The organism is Pseudomonas cerasi (assembly GCF_027983475.1).
GTDB classification, from domain to species: Bacteria; Pseudomonadota; Gammaproteobacteria; order Pseudomonadales; family Pseudomonadaceae; genus Aquipseudomonas; species Aquipseudomonas cerasi.
Map to the genome: position 1 here is coordinate 1,908,331 of NZ_JAQJVM010000001.1, position 25,880 is coordinate 1,934,210.

General features: G+C 60.3%; 19 protein-coding genes. 12 read left to right on the plus strand and 7 right to left on the minus strand.

The annotated features are described in order from the left end of the window. Nucleotides 1-55 precede the first annotated feature (55 nt). On the minus strand, nucleotides 56-727 hold the full coding sequence (locus PI739_RS08260) for a polysaccharide lyase family 7 protein (RefSeq protein WP_003366199.1): 672 nt from the start codon (nucleotides 725-727) through the stop codon (nucleotides 56-58). A gap of 317 nt (nucleotides 728-1,044) precedes the next feature. Here PI739_RS08260 and PI739_RS08265 point away from each other — a divergent pair, with 317 nt between their 5' ends. Genes PI739_RS08265 through PI739_RS08275 form a run of 3 tightly spaced genes read left to right on the plus strand, consistent with a single transcriptional unit; the run spans nucleotide 1,045 to nucleotide 4,063 of the window. Then, a complete protein-coding gene (locus tag PI739_RS08265; protein ID WP_003366201.1) occupies nucleotides 1,045-3,183 on the plus strand; it encodes a putative bifunctional diguanylate cyclase/phosphodiesterase in 2,139 nt (712 codons plus the stop codon). Between the two features lie 32 nt (nucleotides 3,184-3,215). Continuing rightward, complete coding sequence (locus PI739_RS08270) at nucleotides 3,216-3,740, plus strand: M48 metallopeptidase family protein (protein WP_003366203.1); 525 nt, start codon at nucleotides 3,216-3,218, stop codon at nucleotides 3,738-3,740. A gap of 26 nt (nucleotides 3,741-3,766) precedes the next feature. Further along, nucleotides 3,767-4,063, plus strand: coding sequence for a winged helix-turn-helix domain-containing protein (locus tag PI739_RS08275; RefSeq protein ID WP_054081340.1), 297 nt, complete (start codon nucleotides 3,767-3,769; stop codon nucleotides 4,061-4,063). 7 nt (nucleotides 4,064-4,070) lie between these two features. Here the strand turns inward: PI739_RS08275 and PI739_RS08280 are convergent, their stop codons facing one another. After that, nucleotides 4,071-4,529 (minus strand): GNAT family N-acetyltransferase, encoded by a 459-nt coding sequence (locus PI739_RS08280; RefSeq protein ID WP_003366207.1) that lies wholly within the window; start codon nucleotides 4,527-4,529, stop codon nucleotides 4,071-4,073. Nucleotides 4,530-4,823: 294 nt separating this feature from the next. Between PI739_RS08280 and PI739_RS08285 the strand changes: the two genes are divergently transcribed. Further along, nucleotides 4,824-5,579, plus strand: coding sequence for a substrate-binding periplasmic protein (locus tag PI739_RS08285; protein ID WP_054081288.1), 756 nt, complete (start codon nucleotides 4,824-4,826; stop codon nucleotides 5,577-5,579). Here PI739_RS08285 and yccS read toward each other — a convergent pair. The 5 genes from yccS to aceE form a co-directional block, all read right to left on the minus strand. Then, complete coding sequence (yccS, locus tag PI739_RS08290; protein WP_032609246.1) at nucleotides 5,542-7,740, minus strand: YccS family putative transporter; 2,199 nt, start codon at nucleotides 7,738-7,740, stop codon at nucleotides 5,542-5,544. The two genes, PI739_RS08285 and yccS, sit on opposite strands and share 38 nt — an antisense overlap. Before the next feature lie 137 nt (nucleotides 7,741-7,877). Continuing rightward, entirely contained in the window at nucleotides 7,878-9,056 is a 1,179-nt protein-coding gene (locus PI739_RS08295; RefSeq protein ID WP_054081289.1) for a BaiN/RdsA family NAD(P)/FAD-dependent oxidoreductase, read from the minus strand. 176 nt (nucleotides 9,057-9,232) lie between these two features. After that, complete coding sequence (gene dbpA, locus PI739_RS08300; RefSeq protein ID WP_003432003.1) at nucleotides 9,233-10,612, minus strand: ATP-dependent RNA helicase DbpA; 1,380 nt, start codon at nucleotides 10,610-10,612, stop codon at nucleotides 9,233-9,235. Between the two features lie 300 nt (nucleotides 10,613-10,912). Further along, a complete protein-coding gene (gene aceF, locus PI739_RS08305; RefSeq protein ID WP_054081290.1) occupies nucleotides 10,913-12,571 on the minus strand; it encodes a dihydrolipoyllysine-residue acetyltransferase in 1,659 nt (552 codons plus the stop codon). 142 nt (nucleotides 12,572-12,713) lie between these two features. Next, nucleotides 12,714-15,359 carry a pyruvate dehydrogenase (acetyl-transferring), homodimeric type gene (gene aceE, locus PI739_RS08310; protein WP_003431997.1) on the minus strand — a complete coding sequence of 882 codons (2,646 nt, stop codon included), beginning with the start codon at nucleotides 15,357-15,359 and terminating at the stop codon, nucleotides 12,714-12,716. A 384-nt stretch (nucleotides 15,360-15,743) separates the two neighbouring features. On the opposite strand from aceE, the gene glnE reads away from it, so the two are divergent. The 8 genes from glnE to PI739_RS08350 all read left to right on the plus strand — a co-directional run bounded on the left by glnE (nucleotide 15,744) and on the right by PI739_RS08350 (nucleotide 25,813). Beyond that, the gene (gene glnE / locus PI739_RS08315; protein WP_271351690.1) at nucleotides 15,744-18,701 is read left to right on the plus strand and encodes a bifunctional [glutamate--ammonia ligase]-adenylyl-L-tyrosine phosphorylase/[glutamate--ammonia-ligase] adenylyltransferase; all 2,958 of its coding nucleotides are present in this window, start codon (nucleotides 15,744-15,746) and stop codon (nucleotides 18,699-18,701) included. A 128-nt stretch (nucleotides 18,702-18,829) separates the two neighbouring features. Further along, complete coding sequence (gene waaF, locus PI739_RS08320) at nucleotides 18,830-19,864, plus strand: lipopolysaccharide heptosyltransferase II (RefSeq protein WP_054081292.1); 1,035 nt, start codon at nucleotides 18,830-18,832, stop codon at nucleotides 19,862-19,864. Nucleotides 19,865-19,866: 2 nt separating this feature from the next. Next, entirely contained in the window at nucleotides 19,867-20,931 is a 1,065-nt protein-coding gene (gene waaC / locus PI739_RS08325; RefSeq protein WP_003366216.1) for a lipopolysaccharide heptosyltransferase I, read from the plus strand. After that, on the plus strand, nucleotides 20,931-22,052 hold the full coding sequence (locus tag PI739_RS08330; RefSeq protein WP_003366217.1) for a glycosyltransferase family 4 protein: 1,122 nt from the start codon (nucleotides 20,931-20,933) through the stop codon (nucleotides 22,050-22,052). Before waaC ends, PI739_RS08330 begins: the two co-directional genes overlap by 1 nt. Beyond that, a complete protein-coding gene (gene rfaP / locus PI739_RS08335; RefSeq protein ID WP_003431990.1) occupies nucleotides 22,052-22,858 on the plus strand; it encodes a lipopolysaccharide core heptose(I) kinase RfaP in 807 nt (268 codons plus the stop codon). Before PI739_RS08330 ends, rfaP begins: the two co-directional genes overlap by 1 nt. After that, nucleotides 22,858-23,592 carry a lipopolysaccharide kinase InaA family protein gene (locus tag PI739_RS08340; RefSeq protein WP_003431987.1) on the plus strand — a complete coding sequence of 245 codons (735 nt, stop codon included), beginning with the start codon at nucleotides 22,858-22,860 and terminating at the stop codon, nucleotides 23,590-23,592. The genes rfaP and PI739_RS08340 overlap by 1 nt, the downstream gene beginning before the upstream one ends. Continuing rightward, nucleotides 23,589-24,368: a lipopolysaccharide kinase InaA family protein gene (locus PI739_RS08345; protein WP_003366220.1), complete on the plus strand. Its 780-nt coding sequence runs from the start codon at nucleotides 23,589-23,591 to the stop codon at nucleotides 24,366-24,368. The genes PI739_RS08340 and PI739_RS08345 overlap by 4 nt, the downstream gene beginning before the upstream one ends. Continuing rightward, the gene (locus PI739_RS08350; RefSeq protein ID WP_054081293.1) at nucleotides 24,368-25,813 is read left to right on the plus strand and encodes a lipopolysaccharide kinase InaA family protein; all 1,446 of its coding nucleotides are present in this window, start codon (nucleotides 24,368-24,370) and stop codon (nucleotides 25,811-25,813) included. The genes PI739_RS08345 and PI739_RS08350 overlap by 1 nt, the downstream gene beginning before the upstream one ends. Nucleotides 25,814-25,880: the final 67 nt, after the last annotated feature.

Genomic DNA, 25,880 nt, shown 5'->3' on the forward strand with positions numbered 1-25,880 from the left:
GTTCTTCTTCGTGAAGCGCGGGCCGTTTTGTATGTGGGTTTAAGGCGCGTGCCGCTCAGCTCTGGTTGTGATCGATATCCAGGTTGTAGAACGTCGCCTTGCCGCCCTCCGAGGTGTACCCGGTGTTGTCCTGGGTATACACCCCCGCCTTGAAGTACAGAGGCTTGTCCCGCCAGGTCTCACTGATGCGCGTGCTCCAGTCCTGATCCTTGGCGCTGACCGACAGTTTGCCGCCCTTGCTCAGGTGAATGACGTAATTGAATGTCTCATTCAGCTTCACACCTTCTACGATGGTGTAAACCTTGCTTTCATCGTCGTCATAGCGATTGCGGACTTTTGCAACGATATCGCCAGTTTTAGTGTCTTCCTTGTATTGAAACTCGACTTTCAGGAGCGGCTCCGTGCTCTCGTATGCGTGTATTTGTCCGATGACAACCTTGCCAGTGGAAGGTACTTGGTCGACTTCCAGTTTGGCATTCAGATAGTTGTCGGCATCCGGGTATACCCAATTATGCAACGAGCCATCGGACCACGTTTCTCGAAGTTCGCTGCGGGCATATTTTGCGTTCTCGGTTTTACTGCCTGTGACGGGCGACCAGAACACAATGGAGTCGGTTTTTGATTTGAAATATTTACCGTCATAGCCTTTTACTAACTGAGCGGTTTCGATGGTCTTGGGGGGCGACCCCACAGGGATGCTGAGATTCCACGATCCAAGATCTACCATTTTGTCTCCGTCCGTAAATGTCTTTATATCGCTCATAGAAAAAGCCTCTGGCGCGAGACTTCAGGCGGGTTTTATACGGCTCGTAGGACAATTTGTTAATAAAAAAATGTCGAACGGATGGCGTCAAAGTGCTGTCACTTCTTCTGCAGGGCAGAGTCTGTAAGGGGTGTAGCGAATGACCGTTAGTCGGGTAGATCGAACTTTGACAGTAGGGAACAGGCGCCTTGCTTCTGCTTTTGGCGAGACGAGGCTAGAGTTATTCCAAAGTATGACGGTCGTCCTGAGTCTCAGGCGTCATGCCCACATAGAGAAGCAGCATGGAACGCGTGCCAACCCAGCCAGATGATGGCTCTTCAGTTTTACTCGTTGTAGACGATTACCCGGAAAATCTGGTGACGATGTGTGCTGTTCTGCAAAGAACGGACTGGCACATTGTGACTGCAAGTTCCGGAATCGAAGCATTGACCGTACTTCTCGAGCAGGAAGTCGACCTGGTTTTGCTGGATGTGCAAATGCCGGGCATGGACGGCTTCGAGGTCGCGCGACTGATGCGCGGCAGTCAGCGTACCCGCCTTACGCCGATTATTTTTCTCACCGCCAATGAGCAGACTCAGGATGCGGTGCAGAAGGGTTATGCGAATGGTGCGACGGATTATCTGTTCAAACCGTTCGACCCGAATGTGCTCAAGCCCAAGGTACAGACTTTGCTTGAACAGCAGCGTAATCGCCGTGCGCTGCAACAGCTGTCGCTGGAGCTGGAATCGGCTCGTGCGTTCAATGCATCGGTGCTGGCCAATGTCGCCGAAGGCATTCTGGTCGTTGACGAAGCAGGCACCATCAGCTTTGCCAATCCGGCCATCTGTCAGTTATTGAACACCTCCGTCGATCAGCTTCGCGGCACTCAGGTGCTGGACTACATCATCGAGCCGAAGGAGGGGCACTGGCTGGACTCGGGCTTTTATCAGCACTATCGCAAGTCCGATACCTATCGGGTGCATGACGCCATTCTGCGCACTGCGCAAGGCACACAACTGCCCGTGGCGTTGTCCTGCGCGGCGCTGCCTGCCGAACAGAAGGCAATGGTACTGACGGTTCTCGATATGTCGGTGGTCCGTGATCTTTATCAGCAGCTTGAAAAACAGGCCGTCACCGATGCATTGACTGGCCTGCTCAATCGCCGCGGGCTTTATCAGGCGGTTGAAAGCATGCTGTTGCGTAACGAGCGGGCTGATAAATACCTGGTCGTGCTGTTCATGGATCTGGATGGCTTCAAGCAGATCAATGATGCGCTTGGCCATGAAGCGGGGGATCAGGTACTGCTCTGGGTCGCCGAACAGTTCAAGGACAGCATGCGCCCCTATGATGTGCTGGCGCGCATCGGCGGCGACGAATTCACTGTGGTGATCGACGGGCTCGATTACCCCGAGCAGGCGGCCAAGATCGCCGAAAAGCTCATCGAGCGGGTATCCGGAAGACGTCAGGTCGACGGTGTCGAGATCACGCTGGGTGCCAGTGTCGGCATTGCAACCTTCCCGGACTGCGGCTCGAATCTGGACGGTCTGCTGCGCGCGGCAGATATTGCCATGTACGAGGCCAAGCGTGCCGGGCGGCAGCAATACCGGTTCTATGATCAGAACATGAACGGGCGCGCCCGCTCGCGACTGATGCTTGAGGAAAGCGTGCGCACGGCCATCGATGGCCGGGATTTTTCAGTGGTGTACCAGCCTCAGATTCACATGGCGGATGGTCGCTTGCGTGGTTTCGAGGCCTTGCTGCGCTGGCAGCATCCTGCGGTCGGAGAGGTCCCGCCTGCGCTGTTCATTCCGTTGCTGGAAGAGACCAGGCTGATCAATCGGCTCGGCGGCTGGATCTTTGATCAGGGCGCCGAGCAGCGTCAGGCATGGAGCCGTATCTTTGCGCCCGACATGGTGCTGAGTGTCTGCGTCAGCCCCACGCAATTCTGTCTGCCCAATCTGGCTTCGGAATTGAAGCGCGCCATGGATCGCTTCGAGTTGAAACCGGGGCAAATCGAAGTGGAAATCACTGAAACCGCTCTGGTGAATAACCTTACGCACAGCCATAAACAGCTGAAGTTGTTGCATGACGTCGGTGTGCGCATTGCGCTCGACGACTTTGGCACGGGCGAATGCTCGCTGTCGCATCTGCGCAATCTTCAGCTCGACACTTTGAAGCTGGACAGGCGTTTTGTGGCCAGCATCGCAGGATCAAAGCGCGAAGCGGCAATGGCCAGCAGTATCATCGACCTGAGCCGCAACCTCGATATGCTGGTCATCGCCGAAGGCGTCGAGACGGCTGAGCAATATCAATGGCTGGCCGACAACGGTTGTCAGGTCATTCAGGGCTTTTTGATCGCTCACCCGATGGGCCCGGAAGAGGCGTTGCGCTTTCCCGGGCACTTTGACGTGGCAGGCTTGAGACAGAAGAGATTGTTGTAGAATGGCGTTTTTCGATCTTATGCAAAGGCCCCATGACTGCATCCAGCCATGCTCCGCTCAAATACCTGCAGGCCTATCCGCAGGCCCTGCAGGACCAGGTGCAGCAGTTGATTGCCGACGATCGCCTGGCGGATTACCTGCAGCAGCGCTACCCCGCGCGGCATCAGATTCAGAGCGACAAGGCCCTCTACGCCTATGCGCTGGCGCTCAAGCAGGATCACCTGCGCAATGCGCCAGCCATCAAGAAGGTTCTGTTCGATAATCGCCTTGACCTGACTCATCGCGCACTGGGCCTGCATACCAAGATATCCAGAGTGCAGGGTGGCAAGCTCAAGGCCAGCAACGAGATTCGCGTAGCAGCGCTGTTCAAGGAAGCGCCGCCGGAGTTTCTGAAAATGATCGTGGTGCACGAGCTGGCCCACTTTCGTGAGTCGGACCATAACAAGGCGTTCTACCAGTTGTGTGAACACATGTTGCCTGGTTATCACCAGCTGGAGTTCGATTTGCGCGTGTACCTGACGTACCGCGATCTGCAGGCCGCACATGCGCCATGCTGAACCAGGCACTGAAAAAGGATTCGACGATGCAGGTCAGCAAGACCAAAAGCAGTTTCTATCGCCGCCTGTACGTGGCGTATCTGATCGATTCACGGGTCGCCAGCAGTGTCCCTGAGCTGATGACGGCAACCGGCATGCCTCGTCGTACCGCTCAGGACACCATCAGTGCGCTTGCCGATCTGGACATTGTGTGCGACTTCGAGCAGCTCGAAGGTGGCCGCAATCACGCCGGCAGCTACCGGATCCGTGACTGGGGCGCCGTTGACAAGGGCTGGATTGCCGACAATCTGCTACGCATCAAGGCTGTGCTGGCGTATCCCTGAGCGGTTTTCAGTCCAGATCGCGACGCATGCCGATATGCGGGATGTCGTCTTCCAGGTAGATCTCGCCCACCGGATTGAAGCCATAGCGGCTGTAATAGCCCTGCAAATGGGCCTGGGCCGATAGGTAGATGGGCTGGTCGGGCCATTTGCGTTCGGCGTTTTCCAGGGCCTGCTCCATCAGTTCATGGCCGATACCCCGACTGCGAATCGACGGCGCAGTCACCACCCGGCCGATGGTCACGTCGCCGCCTTGCTGGATGGGGTCGAGCAAACGCAGGTAGGCGACCAGCTTGTCTTCCTGCCAGGCCATCAGGTGGCAGGTGTCGCCCGTCAGGTCCTGTCCGTCGACGTCCAGATACACGCATTGCTGCTCGACCACAAACACCTCGGCACGCAGTTGCAGCACGGCATAGAGCTGCTGGATGCTCAGCTCGGTGTGATGTTTGCAGATCCATTTGATAGACATGTTGCAGACTCGCAGGGAAACCAGAAGCGAAGTCTAAACGTATCCGGCGACATTCCCAATAAACGCCGTCAACGATATGAATGCTACGTCGGGTGAGCATGTTGCTCCCCCGGCTTGTCTACTGCCTGCTTCAGGTCTTCAATTAAAAACGGCAGGTGCTCTAGGCTCTGTACGAAAAGTGGAACAGGCTCGCCTGACCTACGCTCGCCGACTTTTCGTACAGAGCCTAACGCGCGAGCGTTTTCCTGCCGATAGGATTAAATCGGGCACGCCGCCCCTTTCAGGAACCTGAGCATGTCGCAGTTGCTTCGAGCGGTGGGGTTGCTGGTCTTCATGCTGATGGCGCCCGCCAATGCAGCTGAAAAGTTGCGTCTTGTCGCTGACCCCTGGCCGCCTTTTACCGACGCGCTGCTGCTCAACGGCGGGTTGGCAACCGACATCGTCAATACGGCGCTGCGCCGTGCCGGGTACACCACACTGTATGAGCAAGTGCCCTGGGCGCGGGCGATGCTCGGCTTGAGCCAGGGGCGTCATGACGTGCTGATCAATGCCTGGTTCAGCGAGGAGCGCACGAAAATTGGCCAGTTTTCTGCGGAGTACCTGCTCAATCGGGTGCGTTTCATCAAGCGCAAGGAGTCGCCCATTGACACCCTGACCCATGAGCAATTGCACAAGTACATGATCGCGGTGGTGCGCGGTTACGCTTATGCCCCTGCGTTTGACGACGACACCGAGTTGCAGAAAGTCCCTGTGCAAAACTTCTCCACCGCCATACGCATGCTTGCTGCCGAGCGTGTCGACCTGACCCTGGAAGACGAATACGTCGCTCGCTACAACCTGGCGATGGAACCGGACGAGGTGCGTGACCGGGTCGAGTTTCTACCGGGTTCGTTAAGCGATAACAGCCTGCATATTCTGGTCAGTCTGAAAAATCCGCATCACGAAAAGATCGTCGCTGACTTCGATCGCGAAATTGCCGCCATGAAAGCGGACGGCACCTACGATGAATTGCTCAGACTGCATGGGTTGCAGCAGTCTCCGGAGCTTTGATCAGGTGCGCGGCGAGGGTGCGCAGCGGTGCCAGTTGGCGGCAGATCAGTGCCAGTTGGGCCTGCACCAGCCGCTGGCTCTCGTCCATGTCCTCGGGCAGTTGCTCCAGTTGCGCGGCCAGCCCTTCCTCGACATCGCTCTGTACCGCAACCGGCCTCTTCTCGGCCAGCCCTGCGGCGATTTCGTCGATGCTGGCGGCCAGCGTGGCGCCGACGTTATCGATCAGGTGTTCGCGGACATCGCTCGGCAGCTGCGTATCACGGTGCGCGCCGAGACCTGAAAGGTAGCTCAGCAGCGTGTGCGACAGCACCAGAAAGCGGAAGCCGACGTCGGCCTCCTTGCGGAAGTGGCCGGGCTCCATGAGCATATTCGCCAGCGTGGTCGACAGCGCCGCGTCGGCGTTGTGGGCATTGCGCCGCGCCAGTCGGTAGGCCAGGTCGTCACTCTTGCCCTTGGCATACTGTTGCATGATCTGCCGCAGGTAGATGCTGTTGCAGGTCAGGGTATTGGCCAGCACCTTGTTCAGGCGCCGCCCCTGCCAGTCCGGCAGAAACAGGAACACTGCGAGGCCGGCGATAAGGCTGCCCAGCAGGGTATCGAACAGCCGGGGCAGGAACAGGCCGTAACCGTCGCCGACCTGATTGAAACAGAACAGCACCATCACTGTGATGGCGGCGGTCGACAGGGTGTAGCGCGTGGTCCGGTTGACGAAGAACACCACCCCGGCCAGCACCGCGCACATCGATTGCAGAATCGGACTGGTAACCAGATCGAACAGCACCCAGCCGACAGTCAGGCCAATCGCGGTGCCGATGATCCGCTGGCCGAGCTTGAGCCGGGTGGCGCCGTAGCTGGGCTGGCAGACGAACACCGTGGTGAGGATGATCCAGTAGCCCTGTGACGGGTGAATCAGGTGCACCATCGCGTAACCGATGGTTAATGCCAGCGGCAGGCGCAGGGCGTGACGAAACAGCAGCGAGGTCGGGGTCATCTGCAGGCGCAGGCGTGTCCAGACATCCTTGAGGTTGCGCGGCGAGCGGTCCAGCAGGCTGCTGTCGGTGGCATCGGCTACGGCGTCCGGGTTGCTGGCGTCGCTGATCAGACGATCCAGGGTGCCGAGGTTGGCAGCCAGCGCGCGCAGCGAACGCAGCAGGCCGCGCCAGGCAGGGTTGCTCTGGATGCGCAGATGCTCAAGGGATGCGTGCAGGTCTTCCATGGCTTCGGCGAAGCTGGGGTCATACACGAACGGCTGCCGCAGCTGGATGGATTCTGACAGCGCCTGGCAGGCAACGCCCTGTTGACGCAGCAGGCGCTGACAGCGGAACAGCACGTCGCTGTGGAAAAACGCATCGGCCAGTGAGTTGTAGGGGTAATGCGACGAGCTGGCGCGCTCGTGGATGTCCTGAGCGATGAAGTACAGCTTCAGGTAGCGGCTGACTTTGGAGCCGGGCCGGCCGCTGCCGACGCGGTGCAGGATGATTTCCTTGGTGGAGTTCAGCGCAGCGACCACTTTGCCGTTCTGCTGCGCCAGTTCCAGACGACGTGCCTCCACGTTGAGCGTGCGAATCGGTTCAAACAGGGTCGACTTGAGTTTCAGGTACTGGCCCAGCTCACGAAACAGTCGCGCCAGCGCCTGTTGCACCGGCTGGTTGGAAAACAGCATCTGCCACAGCACTGACAGCAGTCCGTACCAGGCCGCGCCCGCCACCAGCAGCATCGGTTCATGCCAGAAGTCCAGCACTTCACCGCCACGTTGATCGACGCCGATCATGGTGTAGACCGAAAGGATCAACGTGCCGTAGGCGATTGCGCCATACCTCTCACCCAGCGCGCCCAGCATGGTCAGGCAGAAGCTGGCCAGCGCCAGCGAGCAGACAAACAGGATGGGGTAGGGGAAGAGCAATTCGACGGCGAGGGCGGCGATGCTGAAACACACCAGTGTCACGGCCAGGGCATTGAGTCGGCCCTGCCAGCTGTCGTCAGTCTCGGCCAGGGCGCAGGCAATAATCCCCAGAAACAGCGGGATCAGTAATGCCATTTCGTTTTGATACCAGCACAGCGCCATGCTGCCGGTCAGTGCGATAAAGACTCGAACGCTATAGCTGAATTTATCCAGCGCCCACAATCGACGGAATGTATGACGGAGAGATTTCGATGCCATGGGTTAGCTTGACGGCCCTGTTCGCAATTGATCGATCGTGCAGGAGGATATGTACAGACCAAATGACTGGCTGTACATCCGCCTTGCAAAATTTATACCGGTTTGTCGTGTCGTGATGTCGCGTATCAGCGACTACGTCACACGTAGTGTGCGGCAGCATAGGCCGACGCCCAGGCCCACTGAAAGTTGAAACCGCCCAGATGACCGCTCACGTCCAGCACTTCGCCCACAAAATAAAGACCGGGGGATTTCAGCGATTCCATGGTCTTGGACGACACTTCGCGGGTGTCTATACCGCCCAGCGTCACTTCGGCCGTGCGATAACCCTCGGTGCCCGCCGGCACCACCTGCCAGCTCGCCAGCTTTTCGGCGATATCGGTCAGCTCGGCGTGGGTGTACTGCTTCATCGGTTTGGAAACGAACCAGTGTTCGGCGATCAGGTTGGCCATCTTCTTGGTGAACATCTCGCCCAGCAGGGTTTTCAGCTCACTGTTGGGGCGCTCGGCCTGCTGCTGGTTGAGCCAGGCGGGCACGTCGTGATCGGGCAGCAGGTTGATTTCCACCGTGTCACCGGGCTGCCAGAACGAGGAAATCTGCAGGATCGCCGGGCCACTGAGGCCGCGGTGGGTGAACAGGATGTTTTCGCGGAAGTTGGTGTCGTTGCAGCTCACCAGACAATCCACCGAGGTGCCTGACAACTCGGTGCACAGCTCCTTGAGCTGATCGGTGATGGTGAACGGCACCAGCCCGGCGCGGGTCGGCAGCAGCGTGTGGCCGAACTGCTTGCCAATCTGATAGCCAAAACCCGTAGCGCCCAGCGTCGGAATCGACAGCCCGCCTGTGGCAATCACCAGCGACTGGCAGTTCAGGGGGCCCAGCGTGGTCTGCAGGCTGTAGCCGGCGTCGGTCTTTTCGATCTGCTGCACGGAGGTGTCCATGTGCAGGCTGACACCGGCCTCGCGGCACTCTTCCAGAAGCATTTCCAGAATGTCGCTGGACTTGTTGTCGCAAAACAGCTGGCCGAGCTTCTTCTCGTGATAAGGCACGCCATGCTTGGCGACCATCGCGATGAAATCCCATTGGGTGTAGCGGGCCAGGGCCGATTTGCAGAAATGCGGGTTCTGCGACAGGAAGTTGGCCGGCTCGGTGTACATATTGGTGAAGTTGCACCGCCCGCCACCGGACATCAGGATCTTCTTGCCGGGTTTGTTGGCATGGTCGATCAACATCACCTTGCGCCCGCGAGCGGCAGCGGTGAACGCACACATCAGACCGGCAGCGCCGGCGCCAATGATTACAACGTCAGTAACGGGCACAGCGTGGTTCCTCGATCTTCAGGTCACGATCGTCCCCATGCTTCGCGTGGGAATGCCTCTCGTGACGCTCTGCGTCACATACCTGCGCCGCAGTGCCTATTCAAAATCGGACGCGGAGCGTCCAGAACTGCGTTCCCACGCGGAGCGTGGGGACGATAATCCAGCAGACGACTATTTCAGAGAATCCGCACGCGCAGCGACTTGCCCTTGATCTTGCCGTTGTTCAAACGTTCCAGGGCCTGTTTGGCCATGCTGCGCTCGACGGCAACGTAGGCCTGGAAGTCGAAAATCGCGATCTTGCCGACCTGAGTGCCCGGAATGCCTGCCTCGCCGGTCAGTGCGCCGAGGATATCGCCCGGACGCAGCTTGTCCTTGCGGCCCGAACCGATGCACAGGGTGGTCATGGCGGGCAGCAGCTTGCCGCCTTCCTTGATGCTCAGTCTGTCGTATTGCTGCCAGTTCAACGGCGCTTTCTGCAACTCTTCGATGGCACGCGCGCGTTGGCTTTCCGACGGAGCCACCAGGCTGACCGCGATGCCTTTCTCGCCTGCGCGACCGGTACGGCCGACGCGGTGAATGTGGATTTCCGAATCACGCGCCAGCTCGACGTTGATCACCATGTCCAGCGCGTCGATGTCCAGACCGCGCGCGGCCACGTCAGTGGCGACCAGTACCGAGGTGCTGCGGTTGGCAAACATCGCCAGTACCTGATCACGGTCACGCTGTTCGAGATCGCCATGCAGGCCGACGGCAGACATGCCCTTGGCGGTCAGGTGATCGACCACTTCCTGCACCTGCTGCTTGGTGAAGCAGAACGCCACGCAGGACGTCGGACGGAAATGGCCGAGTACCTTGACCACTGCTTCCAGGCGCTGCTCCGGAGAGATCTCGTAGAAAATCTGCTCGATCTGGCTGTCGGCGTGCAGTGCTTCGACTTTCACGGTCTGTGGATCACGCATGAATTTCGAGGACAACTGCTTGATACCGACCGGGTAGGTCGCCGAGAACAGCAGCGTCTGGCGGCGCTGCGGGGTCTGCTCGATGATGTCGGCGATGGCGTCGTAGAAACCCATGTCCAGCATGCGGTCGGCTTCATCGAGAATCAGCGTGTTCAGGCCGTCCAGGACCAGCGAGCCCTTGCGCAAGTGCTGCTGTATGCGACCCGGAGTACCGACGATGATGTGCGCGCCATGCTCCAGCGAGCCGATCTGCGGGCCGAATGAAACGCCGCCACACAGGGTCAGGACCTTGATGTTGTCCTCGGAACGCGCCAGACGGCGGATTTCCTTGGCCACCTGATCCGCCAGTTCGCGGGTCGGGCACATGACCAATGCCTGGCAACCGAAGAAACGCGGGTTGATAGGGTTGAGCAGGCCGATGCCGAATGCAGCGGTCTTGCCGCTGCCGGTCTTGGCTTGCGCGATCAGGTCCATGCCCTTGAGGATCACCGGCAGGCTCTGCGCCTGAATCGGTGTCATTTCGGCATAACCAAGCGACTCCAGGTTAGCCAGCATGGCAGCAGACAGGGGCAGAGAATTGAAAGCGGTGTTAGTCACGACGGTGAACCTGCAAAACAAAAATGTCGCGTAGTGTATCACCCGCCAGTCAGACCTGGCACCGCGATAAAGGTCGTGGGAGCGAGCTTGCTCGCGAAGGGGTCCGTACAACCCCCGAAGATGGGTCGTGAGCAATGCGGGTCGCCGCCCCGGTCACTCCCACAGGATCCAGCAATCAGCGCGGAGCATGGGCGCGATAGCCAGACAAAAAAATCCCCGCTGGAGGGCGGGGTTGAGGTTCGAGCGTGGCAGCTCGCAAAGGTGTACAGCAAGGCCCGTCCGGGAACGGGCCTGCAGGGCTTACAGCAGGATTGTGCGGATGTCCGCCAGCAATTCGCTCAAGCGCTTGGTGAAGCGGGCAGCAGCTGCGCCGTTGATCACGCGGTGATCGTAGGACAGCGACAGCGGCAGCATCAGTTTCGGCTGGAAGGCTTTACCGTCCCAGACGGGCTGGATGGTTGCCTTGGAAACACCGAGGATCGCCACTTCCGGCGCGTTGACGATCGGCGTGAAGCCGGTGCCGCCAATGTGGCCAAGGCTGGAGATAGTGAAGCACGCGCCCTGCATGTCGTTCGCAGTCAGTTTCTTGTTGCGCGCCTTTTCCGCCAGTGCGGCGGCTTCGGCAGCCAGTTGCAACAGGCTCTTCTGGTCGACGTCGCGGATGACCGGGACCAGCAGGCCGTCCGGGGTGTCCACGGCAAAGCCGATGTGCACGTACTTCTTGCGAATCACGGCCTTGCCGCTAGGTGCCAGCGAAGCGTTGAAGTCCGGCAGCTCCTTGAGCAGGTGGGCGCAGGATTTGAGCAGCAGTGGCAGAACGGTCAGCTTGACGCCAGCTTTCTCGGCAGCGCCTTTCTGCGCCACACGGAAAGCTTCCAGGTCGGTAATGTCGGCCTGGTCGAATTGCGTGACGTGCGGGATGTTCAGCCAGCTGCGGTGCAGACCGGAAGCGCCGAGTTGCATCAGACGCGTCATCGGCACTTCTTCGATCTCGCCGAAACGGCTGAAATCGACTTCCGGAATTGGCGGGATGCCCGAGCCGCCGCTTGCGCCGCCAGCTGGCGCTTCCTTGGCCTTCTGCATCATGGTTTTGACGTAAGCCTGAACGTCTTCTTTCAGCACACGGCCGTGCGGGCCGGTGGAACTGACCGCGCTCAGCTCGACGCCGAATTCGCGGGCCAGCTGACGAACGGCCGGGCCTGCATGAACCTTGGCGCCGTCTTTGGCCGGAGCCGCTGGAGCAGCCGGCGCAGGTGCCGCTTCTGCCTTGGGGGCAGGGGCGGCAGGAGCCGCGGCTTCAGCCTTGGCAGGGGCAGCAGCGGGTGCGCTGGCGGCAGGCGCCGGAGCAGCGGCAGGGGCGGCACCTTCAACTTTCAGTTTCAGGATCAGGTCGCCGGTACCGACTTCCTGGTCCAGTTTGACTTCGATGCTCTCGACAACGCCTGCGGCCGGAGAAGGGATCTCCATGCTGGCCTTGTCGGATTCCAGGGTAATCAGCGACTGATCGGCCTGGATGCTGTCACCGACCTTGACCATCAGTTCGATGATCTTGGCCTTGCCCGACGAACCGATGTCCGGTACGTGGATGTCCTGAACGCTGGCGCTGGCGCTGGCGCTGGCTGCCGGAGCAGGCGCAGCGGCTGCGGGTGCGGCTTCAGCCGGCTTTTCGGCGGCGGCCGGGGCCGCAGCAGGTTCGGCAGCAGGTGCCGGGGCCGCAGCTGCTTCGCCTTCCACTTCCAGTTCGAACAGCTCGTCGCCTTCTTTCAGGCGGTCGCCCAGCTTGACCTTCATGGTCTTGATGACGCCAGCCTTGGGAGCAGGGATTTCCATGCTCGCCTTGTCCGACTCAAGCGTCAGAATGCTCTGGTCGGCCTCGATGCGATCACCGACCTTGACCATCAATTCAATGACTTCGCCTTCACCGTTGCCGATGTCGGGTACACGAATTAACTCACTCACTATGTCTCTCCTTAGGAGAACCTGTTCACTCACGAATACGCTGGTTCAGTTACAACGAAACAGCGTTGGATGCTCATTTACGGCAAGTAAATTCCGCATCCTCGGCTGTTCACGCTCTGATCAGCGCTCTTGAAGCAGACTCTTAGCAGTCCAGTGGATTGCGTTTTTCAGGATCGATGCCGAACTTGGCGATGGCTTCAGCCACGACCTTGGGTTCGATATCGCCACGATCAGCCAAGGCTTCCAGGGCCGCCAGCACCACGAAGTGACGATCGACTTCAAAGAAGTGACGCAGCTTCTTGCGGCTGTCGCTACGGCCGAAACCGTCGGTGCCCAGGACTTTGTATTCCTTGGTTGGAACCCACTGACGAATCTGATCAGCGAACAGCTTCATGTAATCCGTCGATGCGATGACCGGACCTTTGCGGCCGTTGAGGCACTCCTCGACATAGCTCAGCTGCGGCTTCTGGCCAGGGTGCAGGCGGTTGTTGCGCTCTGCAGCCAGACCGTCGCGACGCAGCTCGTTGAAGCTGGTGACACTCCAGACGTCGGCGCCGATATTGAACTCGTCACGGAGAATCTTCGCCGCTTCGCGAACTTCACGCAGGATGGTGCCCGAGCCCAGCAACTGGACGTGGTGCGCCGCTTCCTTGGTGTCTTCTTCGAGCAGGTACATGCCCTTGACGATGCCTTCTTCCACACCGGCCGGCATGGCTGGCTGGGTGTAGGACTCGTTCATCACGGTCAGGTAGTAGAAAACGTCCTGCTGCTCTTCGAACATCCGGCGCATGCCGTCCTGGATGATCACTGCCAGTTCGTAACCGTAAGTCGGGTCGAAGGTGCGGCAGTTCGGGATGGTCGATGCCAGGATGTGGCTGTGACCGTCTTCGTGCTGCAGGCCTTCGCCGTTCAGCGTGGTACGGCCGGCGGTGCCACCGATCAGGAAGCCACGGGTGCGGCTGTCGCCAGCGGCCCATGCCAGGTCGCCGATGCGCTGGAAACCGAACATCGAGTAGAAGATGTAGAACGGAATCATCGGCTGGTTGTGGCTGGAGTACGAAGTACCGGCAGCGATGAAGGAGGACATGGCGCCCGCTTCGTTGATGCCTTCTTCGAGGATCTGGCCTTTCTTGTCTTCGCGATAGAACATCACTTGTTCTTTATCGACTGGCTCGTAGAGCTGGCCGACCGACGAGTAGATGCCCAGCTGGCGGAACATGCCTTCCATACCGAAGGTACGCGCTTCGTCCGGGATGATCGGCACGATGCGCTGACCGACTTCCTTGTCCTTGACCAACTGCGCCAGGATGCGCACGAAAGCCATGGTGGTGGAAATTTCACGGTCGCCCGAACCGTCAAGGATGGCCTTGAGGGTGTCGAGTGGCGGCGTCGGCAGGTTGAAGCTCTGCGCGCGACGCTGAGGCACGAAGCCACCCAGCGCAGCACGACGCTCGCTCAGGTAACGGGCTTCGGCGCTGCCTTCTTCCGGCTTGTAGAACGGCAGGGCTTCGAGTTCGGAGTCCTTGACCGGGATGTCGAAACGGTCACGGAAGTGACGCAGGCTGTCGACATCGACCTTCTTGGTGTTGTGCGCAGTGTTTTTTGCTTCGCCTGCGCCGGTGCCATAACCCTTGATGGTCTTGGCCAGAACCACGGTCGGTTGACCCTTGTGGTTGACGGCTTCGTGGTAGGCCGCATAAACCTTGTACGGGTCGTGGCCGCCACGGTTGAGTTTCCAGATCTCGTCGTCGGACAGATCGGCAACCATCGCCTTGAGTTCAGGCGAGTTGAAGAAGTGCTCGCGGACGAACGCGCCGTCCTTGGCCTTGTAGTTCTGGTATTCGCCGTCGATGACTTCGTCCATGCGACGTTGCAGGATACCGTCGACGTCCTTGGCCAGCAGTGGGTCCCAGAAACGGCCCCAGATGACTTTGGTGACGTTCCATTGGGCGCCGCGGAACACGCCTTCGAGTTCCTGGATGATCTTGGCGTTGCCGCGAACCGGGCCGTCGAGGCGCTGCAGGTTGCAGTTGACGACGAAGATCAGGTTGTCGAGCTTCTCGCGACCGGCCAGGGCGATGGCGCCCAGCGATTCCGGCTCGTCGGTCTCGCCGTCACCCAGGAAGCACCAGACTTTCTGCTTGCCTTCCGGAATGTAACCGCGGTGCTCCAGGTACTTCATGAAGCGCGCCTGGTAGATCGCCTGGATCGGGCCAAGGCCCATCGATACAGTCGGGAACTGCCAGAAATCCTTCATCAGCCACGGGTGTGGATAAGAGGACAGGCCATTGCCGTCGACTTCCTGACGGAAGTTGTTCATCTGGTCTTCGGTAATGCGGCCTTCGAGGAACGCACGGGCGTAGACGCCTGGCGATGCGTGACCCTGGAAGTAGATCAGGTCGCCGCCGTGTTCGTCGGTCGGGGCCTGGAAGAAATAGTTGAAGCCGATGTCGTACAGCGTGGCGCTGGAGGCGAAGCTGGAGATGTGGCCGCCCAGATCCGGGTCGTTCAGGTTGGTTTTGACGACCATGGCCAATGCGTTCCAGCGCACCAGCGAGCGAATGCGGCGTTCCATGAACAGGTCGCCAGGCATGCGTGCTTCGTGGGTGACAGGAATGGTGTTGCGATATGGCGTGGTGATGGCGTACGGCAGCTGCGAACCACTACGGGTGGCCAGCTCGCCCAAACGGGTCATCAGGTAGTGAGCGCGGTCTTCGCCTTCTTTGTCGAGAACCGATTCCAGGGCGTCCAGCCATTCCTGGGTTTCGACGGGATCGAGGTCTTGCATGGCTTGCTCCAGGGCGGAAAGGCTTCCAGAATCGGTTGCCTGAGTTTGCGACTGGCCTTGTGGGCAGACGACATAAATTCTTGGATTACCGGAGGGTGGGATCCGGCGGCGTGTAGTTTTACTACAAATCGACGACGATTTCAGCCCTCCGAGTATCGGACCCAGTAGTAAAACTACAGAGAAGCGTCTTAATCGCTCCTGTTGTCGTGTAGCTTAAAACGTTACTGTTGATCGCTATTGAATATCTTGCAGGGAAAAAGCGGATTTTTATGCTTCTAATTTGATTTTTCCAGCAATTTATAACCTTTGTTCGACAAGCGGTGCTGGCAGACGCGTCTCGCCATAACGACGGACGGGCGTCTGCACGCCGATCAAGGATAGACCATGAGCCTGCCTTTACTGGCCGAATTTCCGGCCATTCTGCTGCCATCGATTACCCGCGCTCGCCAGATGTTTCAGGCCGCGCTCACTGTCCTGTCCGAGGACGCACAGGCCTCATTCAAGGCCTGGCCCGAGGCGCGGCAGGCAGCATTCGACCGGGTCTGCGCTGCCAGTGATTTTGTAACCGAACAAGTCTGCCGTGATCCGCAGATGCTCCTGCAGCTGGCCGATTCGGGCGAGCTGGAGCGTAGCTTCTCTGCCGGCCAATTGCGCGGGCAGATTGCCGACGCGCTGTCGAGCGCTGCCAGTGATGATGAATTGGGGCGTAATCTACGTCGACAGCGCGCACGCCAGCAAGTACGGATTATCTGGCGCGACCTGACCCGTCAGGCAAACCTGATCGAAACCTGCCGTGACCTGTCGGACATGGCCGATGCGTCGATCGATCTGGCTTACCAATGGTTGTACCCCCGGCACTGCCAGCAGTTCGGCACCCCGACCGGTCGTCATTCCGGGCAGCCGCAGCACATGGTCATTCTGGGCATGGGCAAGCTCGGTGCGGTCGAACTGAACCTGTCCTCGGACATTGACCTGATCTTCGGCTACCCGGAGGGCGGCGAGACCGTCGGCACCAAGCGTGCGCTGGACAATCAGGAGTTCTTCATTCGTCTGGGCCACCGGCTGATCAGGGCGCTCGACCCGGTGACCGTCGACGGATTCGTATTCCGGGTCGACATGCGTCTGCGCCCCTACGGTTCGTCCGGCGCCCTGGTGCTCAGCTTCAATGCGCTGGAACAGTATTACCAGGACCAGGGCCGGGATTGGGAACGTTACGCGATGATCAAGGCGCGCGTGGTCGGGGGCGATCAGGCTGCCGGTGCCGAATTGCTGGCGATGCTGCGTCCGTTCGTGTACCGCCGCTATCTGGATTTCTCGGCCATTGAAGCGCTGCGCACCATGAAGCAGCTCATTCAGCAGGAAGTGAAGCGCAAGGGCATGGCGGAAAACATCAAGCTGGGCGCCGGCGGTATTCGTGAGGTGGAGTTCATCGCCCAGGCCTTTCAACTGATTCACGGCGGCCGCGACCTGAGTCTGCAGCAGCGGCCGTTGTTCAAGGTGCTGAAAACTCTTGAGGGGCAGGGCTATCTGCCCTCGGCGGTGACCGAAGAGCTGCGCGAGGGCTACGAGTTTCTGCGTTATACCGAGCACGCCATTCAGGCGATTGCCGACCGTCAGACGCAGATGCTCCCGGACAACGAACAGGATCAGGCGCGCGTTGCGCTGATCATGGGCTTCGCTGACTGGGCTGCCTTTCACGAACGACTGATGCACTGGCGTGGCCGTGTGGCCTGGCACTTCCGCCAGGTCATTGCGGACCCCGACGCCGACCCGGATGATGAGCAGGAAGAAGATGGTGAAGTGGTGGTGGGAGGCGAATGGCTGCCGTTGTGGGAAGAGTCCCAGGACGAAGAGGCCGCAGGTCGCCAACTGTTGCAGGCCGGCTTTGTTGACGCCGAGAAGGCGCTGAAAAATCTGGCAAGCCTGCGCAGCAGCCCCAACCTGCGTTCGATGCAGCGTCTGAGCCGTGAGCGGCTGGACGCGTTCATCCCCCGTCTGCTGGCTCAGGCGGTGGAACATGAGAAGCCCGACCTGGTACTCGAGCGCGTGCTGCCCCTGGTAGAAGCGGTCGCCCGGCGCTCGGCGTACCTGGTGCTGCTCACGGAAAACCCCGACGCGCTGCGACAGCTGCTGACCCTGTGTGCCGCGAGCCCGTGGATTGCCGAGCAGATCGCGCGTTTCCCGTTGTTGCTCGATGAGTTGCTCAATGAGGGACGCCTGTTCAATCCGCCGCTGGCCCCGGAACTGAAGGCCGAGCTGCGCGAGCGGCTGATTCGTATCCCCGAGGACGACCTTGAGCAGCAGATGGAAGCCTTACGGCATTTCAAGCTGGCGCACAGTCTGCGCGTTGCGGCCTCCGAGATATCCGGCAGCCTGCCGTTGATGAAAGTCAGTGATTACCTGACCTGGCTGGCCGAGGCGATTCTCGATCAGGTGCTCGCGCTGGCCTGGCGCTACAGCGTGGCCCGGCACGGTACGCCTTTACGTCCGGACGGCACGTTGTGCGATCCGGGTTTCGTGATCGTCGGCTACGGCAAGGTCGGCGGCATCGAGCTGGGGCATGGCTCCGATCTGGATCTGGTGTTCATTCATGATGGCGATCTGGAGGCCGAGACCGACGGTGCCAAGCCGATCGACACCGCGCAGTTCTTCACCCGGCTGGGGCAGCGGGTGATCCATTTGCTGACCACGCAAACCAACTCCGGTCAGCTGTATGACGTCGACATGCGCCTGCGGCCTTCGGGGGCATCCGGCCTGCTGGTCAGCTCTGTGGGGGCTTTCGCCCGTTATCAGGCCAATGAAGCCTGGACCTGGGAGCATCAGGCGCTGGTTCGTGCGCGGGTCATGACCGGCAGCCGGGATGTGGGCGAGCAATTCGAGAAAGTCCGTGCCGATGTGCTGGGGCGCGAACGTGATCTGGACAAGCTGCGCGCCGAAGTCAGCGAAATGCGCGCCAAGATGCGTGACAACCTCGGTACCCGCGTGACAGCGGCCGGCAGGGCGGCCAATGCCTTCGAGGCGGCGGTGCCATTCGACCTCAAGCAGGACGCCGGAGGTATCGTCGATATCGAATTTATGGTGCAATACGCCGCCTTGGCGTGGTCCAGAGAGCATCCCGCGCTGCTGCAATACACCGACAACATCCGGATTCTCGAAGGGCTTGAAGAAGCCGGACTGCTACCGGATACGGATGCCGGCCTGTTGCGCGAAGCCTATAAGGCGTATCGCTCGGCGGCACATCGCCAGGCCTTGCAGAAGCAGGCGGGCGTGGTCAGCGGCGATCAGTTTCACGCCCAGCGGCGTGAGGTGATGCGGATCTGGACGCAGATGGGGTTGAGCTGAGCCTCACGGCACGCCACATCCCACTGCAACACTCTATAAAGCTATGACAGGGAGGCGACAGGTTGTGTGGGAATGTCACGCAGTCTGATCGGCCTCCCTGATCGTTTCTGGTCGTTTTTGGATAGAACATGAAAATTCTGATCGTTGGGCCTAGCTGGGTCGGTGACATGGTGATGGCACAAACGCTGTTCCAGTGTCTGAAACAGCGTCATCCCGAGTGCGAAATCGACGTGCTGGCCCCTGAATGGAGCCGTCCGATACTGGAGCGCATGCCGGAGGTTCGCGCTGCGCTTAGTTTTCCGCTGGGGCACGGTGCCCTGGAACTGGCGACCCGTCGCCGGATCGGCAAGTCTCTGGCCGGCCAATACGATCAGGCTATCCTGCTGCCCAATTCGCTGAAATCCGCGCTGGTGCCGTTTTTCGCCGGCATTCCGAAACGTACCGGTTGGCGCGGCGAGTTTCGCTACGGCCTGCTCAACGACGTGCGGACCCTCGACAAGCAGCGCTACCCGCTGATGATCGAACGTTTCATGGCCCTGGCCTTCGACAAGGGCACCGAGTTGCCGCGTCCTTACCCGCGGCCGAGCCTGCGTATCGACCCGACCACGCGTGATGCCGCACTGAGCAAATTCGGTCTGACCCTGGATCGCCCGGTATTGGCGCTATGCCCCGGCGCGGAGTTCGGTGAGTCCAAGCGCTGGCCCGCCGAGCATTACGCACAGGTCGCCGACGCGAGCATTCGCGAAGGCTGGCAGGTCTGGCTGTTCGGCTCGAAAAAAGATCACCCGGTCGGTGAGAGCATTCGTCAGGAGCTGATTCCCGGCCTGCGCGAGGAGTCCGTCAACCTCAGTGGCGAGACCTCGCTGGCCGAAGCCATTGACCTGCTGTCGTGCGCCGATGCCGTGGTGTCCAACGATTCCGGCCTGATGCACGTGGCCGCAGCGCTGAACCGTCCGCTGGTGGCTGTCTACGGTTCGACCTCGCCGGGCTTCACGCCGCCGCTGTCCGACGCAGTCGAGGTGGTGCGTCTGGGCATCGAGTGCAGCCCGTGCTTTGAGCGCACCTGCCGTTTCGGCCATTACAACTGCATGCGTCTGCTTGAGCCGGACGCCGTGACTCAGGCGCTGAGCCGCCTGAGTAGCACGCCGGTGGAGGTTGCCTGATTTTGCGGGTACTGCTGATCAAGACGTCTTCACTGGGTGATGTGATTCATGCCTTGCCCGCGCTGACCGATGCGGCGCGTGCGCTGCCCGGCATTCGCTTCGACTGGGTGGTCGAGGAGGGCTTCGCGGAGATTCCCGCCTGGCATCCGGCGGTCGACAGGGTGATCCCGGTGGCGATTCGCCGCTGGCGCAAGCACCTTTGGCAAACCTTCAGGTCCGGGGAATGGCGGCGCTTCAAACAGCAGGTGCGCGAACAGCGCTATGATCTGGTGATCGATGCGCAGGGCCTGTTCAAAAGTGCCTGGCTGACACGCTATGTCGATGCACCGGTGGCCGGTCTGGACCGCGATTCGGCACGCGAGCCGGTCGCCAGTCGCTTTTATGATCGCGCTTTTCCAGTGGCACGCGGGCAGCATGCGGTCGAACGGTTGCGCCAGTTGTTCGCTCAGGCACTGGGTTATTCACAGCCGTCCGGCATGGGCGATTACGGTCTCAAGCCCCTGGCGACTCTGGATGACAATTTGCAGGCCCCGTTCGTGCTGTTCCTGCATGGCACGACCTGGGACACCAAGCACTGGCCTGAGCTGTACTGGCGACAGCTGGCCGAATTGATGGCAGCACGCGGCCTGCAAGTGCAGTTGCCGTGGGGCAACCCGGCAGAGAAGGCCCGCGCCGAGCGCATTGCCGAGGGTCTGAGCAGTGCCCACGTGCTGCCAAAGCTCAATCTGGCAGGCGTTGCGCGGGTGCTGGCCAGCGCGCAGGCGTGCGTCGCGGTAGACACCGGCATCGGGCACCTGGCCGCTGCACTGGATGTGCCGACCATTTCCCTGTTCGGCCCGACCAATCCGGGCCTGACCGGGGCCTACGGCAAGTCGCAGGTGCATCTGGCCAGCGACTACCCGGGCTGCACGCCGTGCCTGCAAAAGAAATGCACGTACCAACCGACCGCCGACGATCAGCGCCGGTTCGACCTTAAGCGCGAGTGGCCGATGTGCTTCACTCGCTTGAATCCCGAGCGAGTAGCGAGCCAATTGGGCGCGCTGTTGCTGGCAAAGGAACCTGGCTGATGCAACTGGCTTTTGTACTCTACAAATACTTCCCGTTCGGCGGCCTGCAACGCGACTTCATGCGCATCGCGCTGGAGTGCCAGCAGCGTGGCCATCAGATCCGTGTGTATACCCTGATCTGGGAAGGCGATGTGCCACCCGGTTTCGAGGTACTGGTGGCGCCGGTCAAGGCGTTCTTCAATCATCGGCGCAATGAAAAGCTCAGCGCCTGGATGGAGGCGGACCTGGCCAAACGCCCGGTGGACCGCCTGATCGGTTTCAACAAGATGCCCGGTCTGGATGTGTATTACGCCGCCGACGGTTGCTTCGAGGACAAGGCGCAGAACCTTCGCAGCCCGCTGTATCGCAAGTGGGGCCGTTATCGCCACTTTGCTGACTACGAGCGCGCGGTGTTCGCCAAGGACTCGAAAACTCAGGTGTTGATGATTTCCGAAGTGCAGCAGCCGCTGTTCATCAAGCATTACGACACCCCGCCGTCGCGCTTCCATTTGCTGCCGCCGGGGATTTCCCAGGATCGCCGCGCGCCGCCGGATGCCCCTGACATTCGTGCAGGCTTTCGCAAGGAATTCGGCCTGGCCGACGATGACCTGCTATTGGTGCAGATCGGCTCCGGTTTCAAGACCAAGGGCGTGGATCGCAGCCTGAAGGCACTCGCGGCTCTGCCCGCCGAGCTCAAGAAACGCACGCGGCTGTTTGTAATCGGTCAGGACGACCCCAAAGTATTCCAATTGCAGAGCGCGGCGCTCGGCCTGGGTGATCAGGTGACCTTCATGAAAGGGCGCAGCGATATTCCGCGTTTTCTGCTGGGCGCCGACCTGCTGATTCATCCGGCCTACAACGAAAACACCGGGACCGTGCTGCTCGAAGCGCTGGTTGCCGGTTTGCCGGTCCTGGTCAGCGCGGTCTGTGGTTACGCTCACTATATAGCCGAGGCCGATTGCGGGCGCGTGCTGGACGAGCCGTTCGAGCAGGCGCAGCTCAATCGCTACCTGTCGGACATGCTTGAGGACGATGCCGCACGCAGCGCGTGGTCGCGCAATGGCCTGACCTTTGCCGACACGGCGGACCTTTACAGCATGCCGCAACACGCTGCGGATGTGATTCTGGCGGAGCACTATTGATGAAGCTGTTCCTTGCTGAGCCGTTCAAGAGCCTGTGGGCGGGGCGCGATGCGTTCGTCGAGGTCGAAGGCCTGAGCGGCGAGGTCTACCGTGAACTGGAAGGGCGCCGCACGCTGCGCACCGAGGTCGACGGGCGCGGTTACTTCGTCAAGATCCACCGCGGCATTGGCTGGGGCGAGATCGCCAAGAACCTGGCAACCGCCAAGCTGCCGGTACTTGGCGCGGGCAAGGAGTGGGACGCCATCGAGCGTCTGCATGAAGTCGGCGTCCCGACCATGACGGCCGTGGCCTATGGTGAACGTGGCAGCAACCCCGCCGCGCAGCACTCGTTCATCGTCACCGAAGAACTGGCACCGACCACCAGCCTCGAAGATGTCAGCCTCAACTGGCGCAACGAGCCGCCCGAGCCGCGTCTGAAGAGAGCCTTCATTACCGAAGTCGCCCGCATGGTCGGCATGATGCACCGCGCAGGCGTCAATCATCGCGACTGCTACATCTGCCATTTTCTGTTGCACACCGACAAGCCGGTGACCGCTGACGATTTCAAACTGTCGGTCATCGACCTGCACCGTGCCCAGACGCGCCGTGCGATCACGCCGCGCTGGCGTAACAAGGACCTGGCCGCGCTGTACTTTTCGGCGCTGGACATTGGCCTGACCCGCCGCGACAAACTGCGTTTTCTCCAGGGCTATTTCCAGAAGCCGTTGCGCGAAATCCTGCTCAAGGAAGCGGCATTGCTGACCTGGCTGGATAAAAAAGCCGACAAGTTGTATCAGCGCAAAGTGCGCTACGGAGATGCACTCTGATGGCGGGCTGGAAGCTCGAGCCCGAGTACGCTTTCCTGGAGCCGGAATTCGGTAGCCTGGACGCCGTGTTTGCCCTGCAGGGCCAGCAGTTGACCCGCGACCCGCTGTCCGACGTCATCCGCGTCGAGCGCGCCGGTGTCTACTACTACGTCAAGCGCTACGTGGGTGCGGGCAAGGGCCTGCGCCGTTATATGGGCAGGCCGAGGGTCAAGTCCGAATGGCAGAACCTCAAGCGCTTCGCCAAATGGGGCATCCCGACTGCAGAGGTGGTGGCCTGGGGGCTGGAGCGCAACGGCGCGGCGTATGATCGCGGCGCACTGATCACGCGTGGCTTGCCGAACACCGAAGACTTGTCGGCACTGGCGCAACGCAAGGATCCGCGACTGACCGACCGCCATTGGGTCGACGCGATCAGCCGCCAGCTGGCTGCCTTCACCCGGATCATGCACGACAACCATTTCACACATAATGATTTGAAATGGCGCAACCTGTTGGTCGATAACGAAGGCAAGCTGTTTTTCATCGATTGCCCCAACGGCGCATTCTGGTGGAGCTTCATGCTGCGCTATCGGATCACCAAGGATCTGGCCTGCCTGGACAAGGTCGCCAAGTATCACTTGTCGGCCACCCAGCGCCTGCGCTTCTACCTGCAATACCGCCAGCGAACGCGTTTGAACGCCTCCGACAAAAAACGTATCCGACATATCGTCAGCTTTTTCGAGGGCCGTGAATGAGCGTTTTTATTGCCAGTGCCGACCAGCCTTTACTGGCGCGTCACAACCTGGCTGATTTTGAATCGCTTTGGAACATCAGACTCGATGCGGTCGATGAGCCCAATACCGGGCGCGGCGGCTGGAGCAGTGTGTTCCGCCTCGATCTGGACGGTCAGGGTTTTTACCTCAAGCGTCAGAGCAATTACCTGACTCACACGTTGCATCATCCGTTTGGCGAACCGTCGTTCTCGCGCGAGTTTCGTAACATCAGTCGCTATCGCAAGCTGGGGATTCCGGCACTGCAAGCGGTGTTCTATGGCGAGCGCAAGGTCGACGGCGAGCGCCGGGCGATCCTGATGACGCGTGCGCTGGACGGCTGGACCGATCTCGACGAACTGTTGCAGCAGTGGAACCAGATGGAGGCCGCTCAGCGTCTGGCAATACTGCACGCCTGCGGTCAGCTGGCGCGCACGCTGCACGGCGCCGGACAGGTGCATGGCTGCTTCTATCCCAAGCATATTTTTCTTCAGGCAGCCGGTACGGGGTATCAGGCGCAATTGATCGACCTGGAAAAAACCCGCCCGGTGATCTTCGGCAAGCGTGACCTTGCCCGCGACCTCGAACCGCTGCTGCGCCGCGCGCCGATGTGGAATGAGGCGGATCGGCGCGAGCTGCTGGCGGCTTATCTGCAAGCTACGCCGAACAGCCTGCTGGTTGACGCCTGGAGTGCGCGTCTGGGCAAGCGCGGCGCTCACAAACGAGACATTCAACACCGCGATGATAAAGAGACCCGTTGATGCGTTTGTCTGAACTCAAGACCGCTGGACGTACCCCCGAGTTGCCGATGAGCCTGACGCTGGCCGATGCTGCCGGACCGGCTGAACTGCAATTGCTGACCCTGCTGCGCGTATTGCCGGGGCAGCGCTATGTCGGGGCCGGTGTCTGGCGAGGCCGAACGGTGCTGGCAAAATTGCTGGTGGGCGACAAGGCGGCCCGACACTTTCAGCGTGAGCTGGCCGGGGTACGGCTGCTTGCCGAACAGGGCCTGACCACACCACTGCTGCTGGCCGACGGTTTGCAGGACGGCGAGGGTGGCTGGCTGTTGTTCGAGTTTCTGGAACAGGCACCGAGCCTGGGCGATGCCTGGAACGCTGTTCAGCACCTGCCACCGCTGGCAGACGAGCAGCAAGCGGTGCTCGGCGACGCGCTGTCGGCCATTGCCCGGCAGCACGCTAAAGGCCTGTGGCAGGAAGACCTGCACCTGGACAACCTGCTGCGCCACAACGGGCAGCTGTATTTGATCGATGGCGCCGGGATTCGTGCTGAACAGGCTGGCACGCCGTTGTCCCGGCAAAAAGTGCTGGAAAACCTCGGTGTGTTTTTTGCCCAGTTGCCCAGGTCTTTCGAACCTTTCACCGAAGAGCTGCTGGTGCATTACCTGTTGAGCAATGCCGAGCATGGTTTGCCGATGGAAGCGCTGCAAAAGCAGATCGACAAGGTGCGCAGTTGGCGGCTCAAGGACTTCATGAGCAAGACCGTGCGCGACTGCAGTCTGTTCAGTGTCGAGGACAGCGCTTCGGTGTTCCGCGCCATTCGCCGCGAGGAAGAGCCTGCGATGCTGCCGGTGCTGAGTCAGGCGGATGCCTTGCTCGACAAGGGGCATCTGTACAAGACCGGTGGCGCGGCGAGTGTCGGGCGGGTTGAGGTCAATGGTCGTCAGCTGGTCATCAAACGCTACAACATCAAGAATTTCAGTCACTGGCTCAAGCGCTTCTGGCGCCCCAGCCGAGCCTGGCATTCATGGCGCGAAGGCAACCGGCTGACGTTCCTTGGCATTGCCACACCCAAACCGCTGGCAGTGCAGGAAAAGCGCTTTCTCGGCTTACGCAGCAAGGCCTGGCTGGTGACCGAGTTCATTGATGGCCCGGACATCATCGAACGCTTCGCTCCCTATGTGGAAAACGGGGATGCGCCAGAGGTCGAACTGTTGGCGCTTGACCGGCTTTTCGCGCAGCTTATCCAGGCGCGTATCAGCCATGGCGATTTCAAGGGGCATAACCTGTTCTGGCACATCGATCGCTGGGCAATGATTGACCTTGACGCCATGCAGCAGCACAGCTCGCAATCGTCATTCGCCGCGGCCTACGCCCGAGACCGGGCTCGCTTCATGCGCAACTGGCCGACGCAGAGCGCGCTGCACCAGGTGCTGGAACAGCGCTTGCCGAAGCTTGTGACGGACTGAGCCCAGCTGACTCTCGTGCCAGCGCAGAGCGCTCACCGGTAGGTGCAGATTATCGTGCCAATGCTCC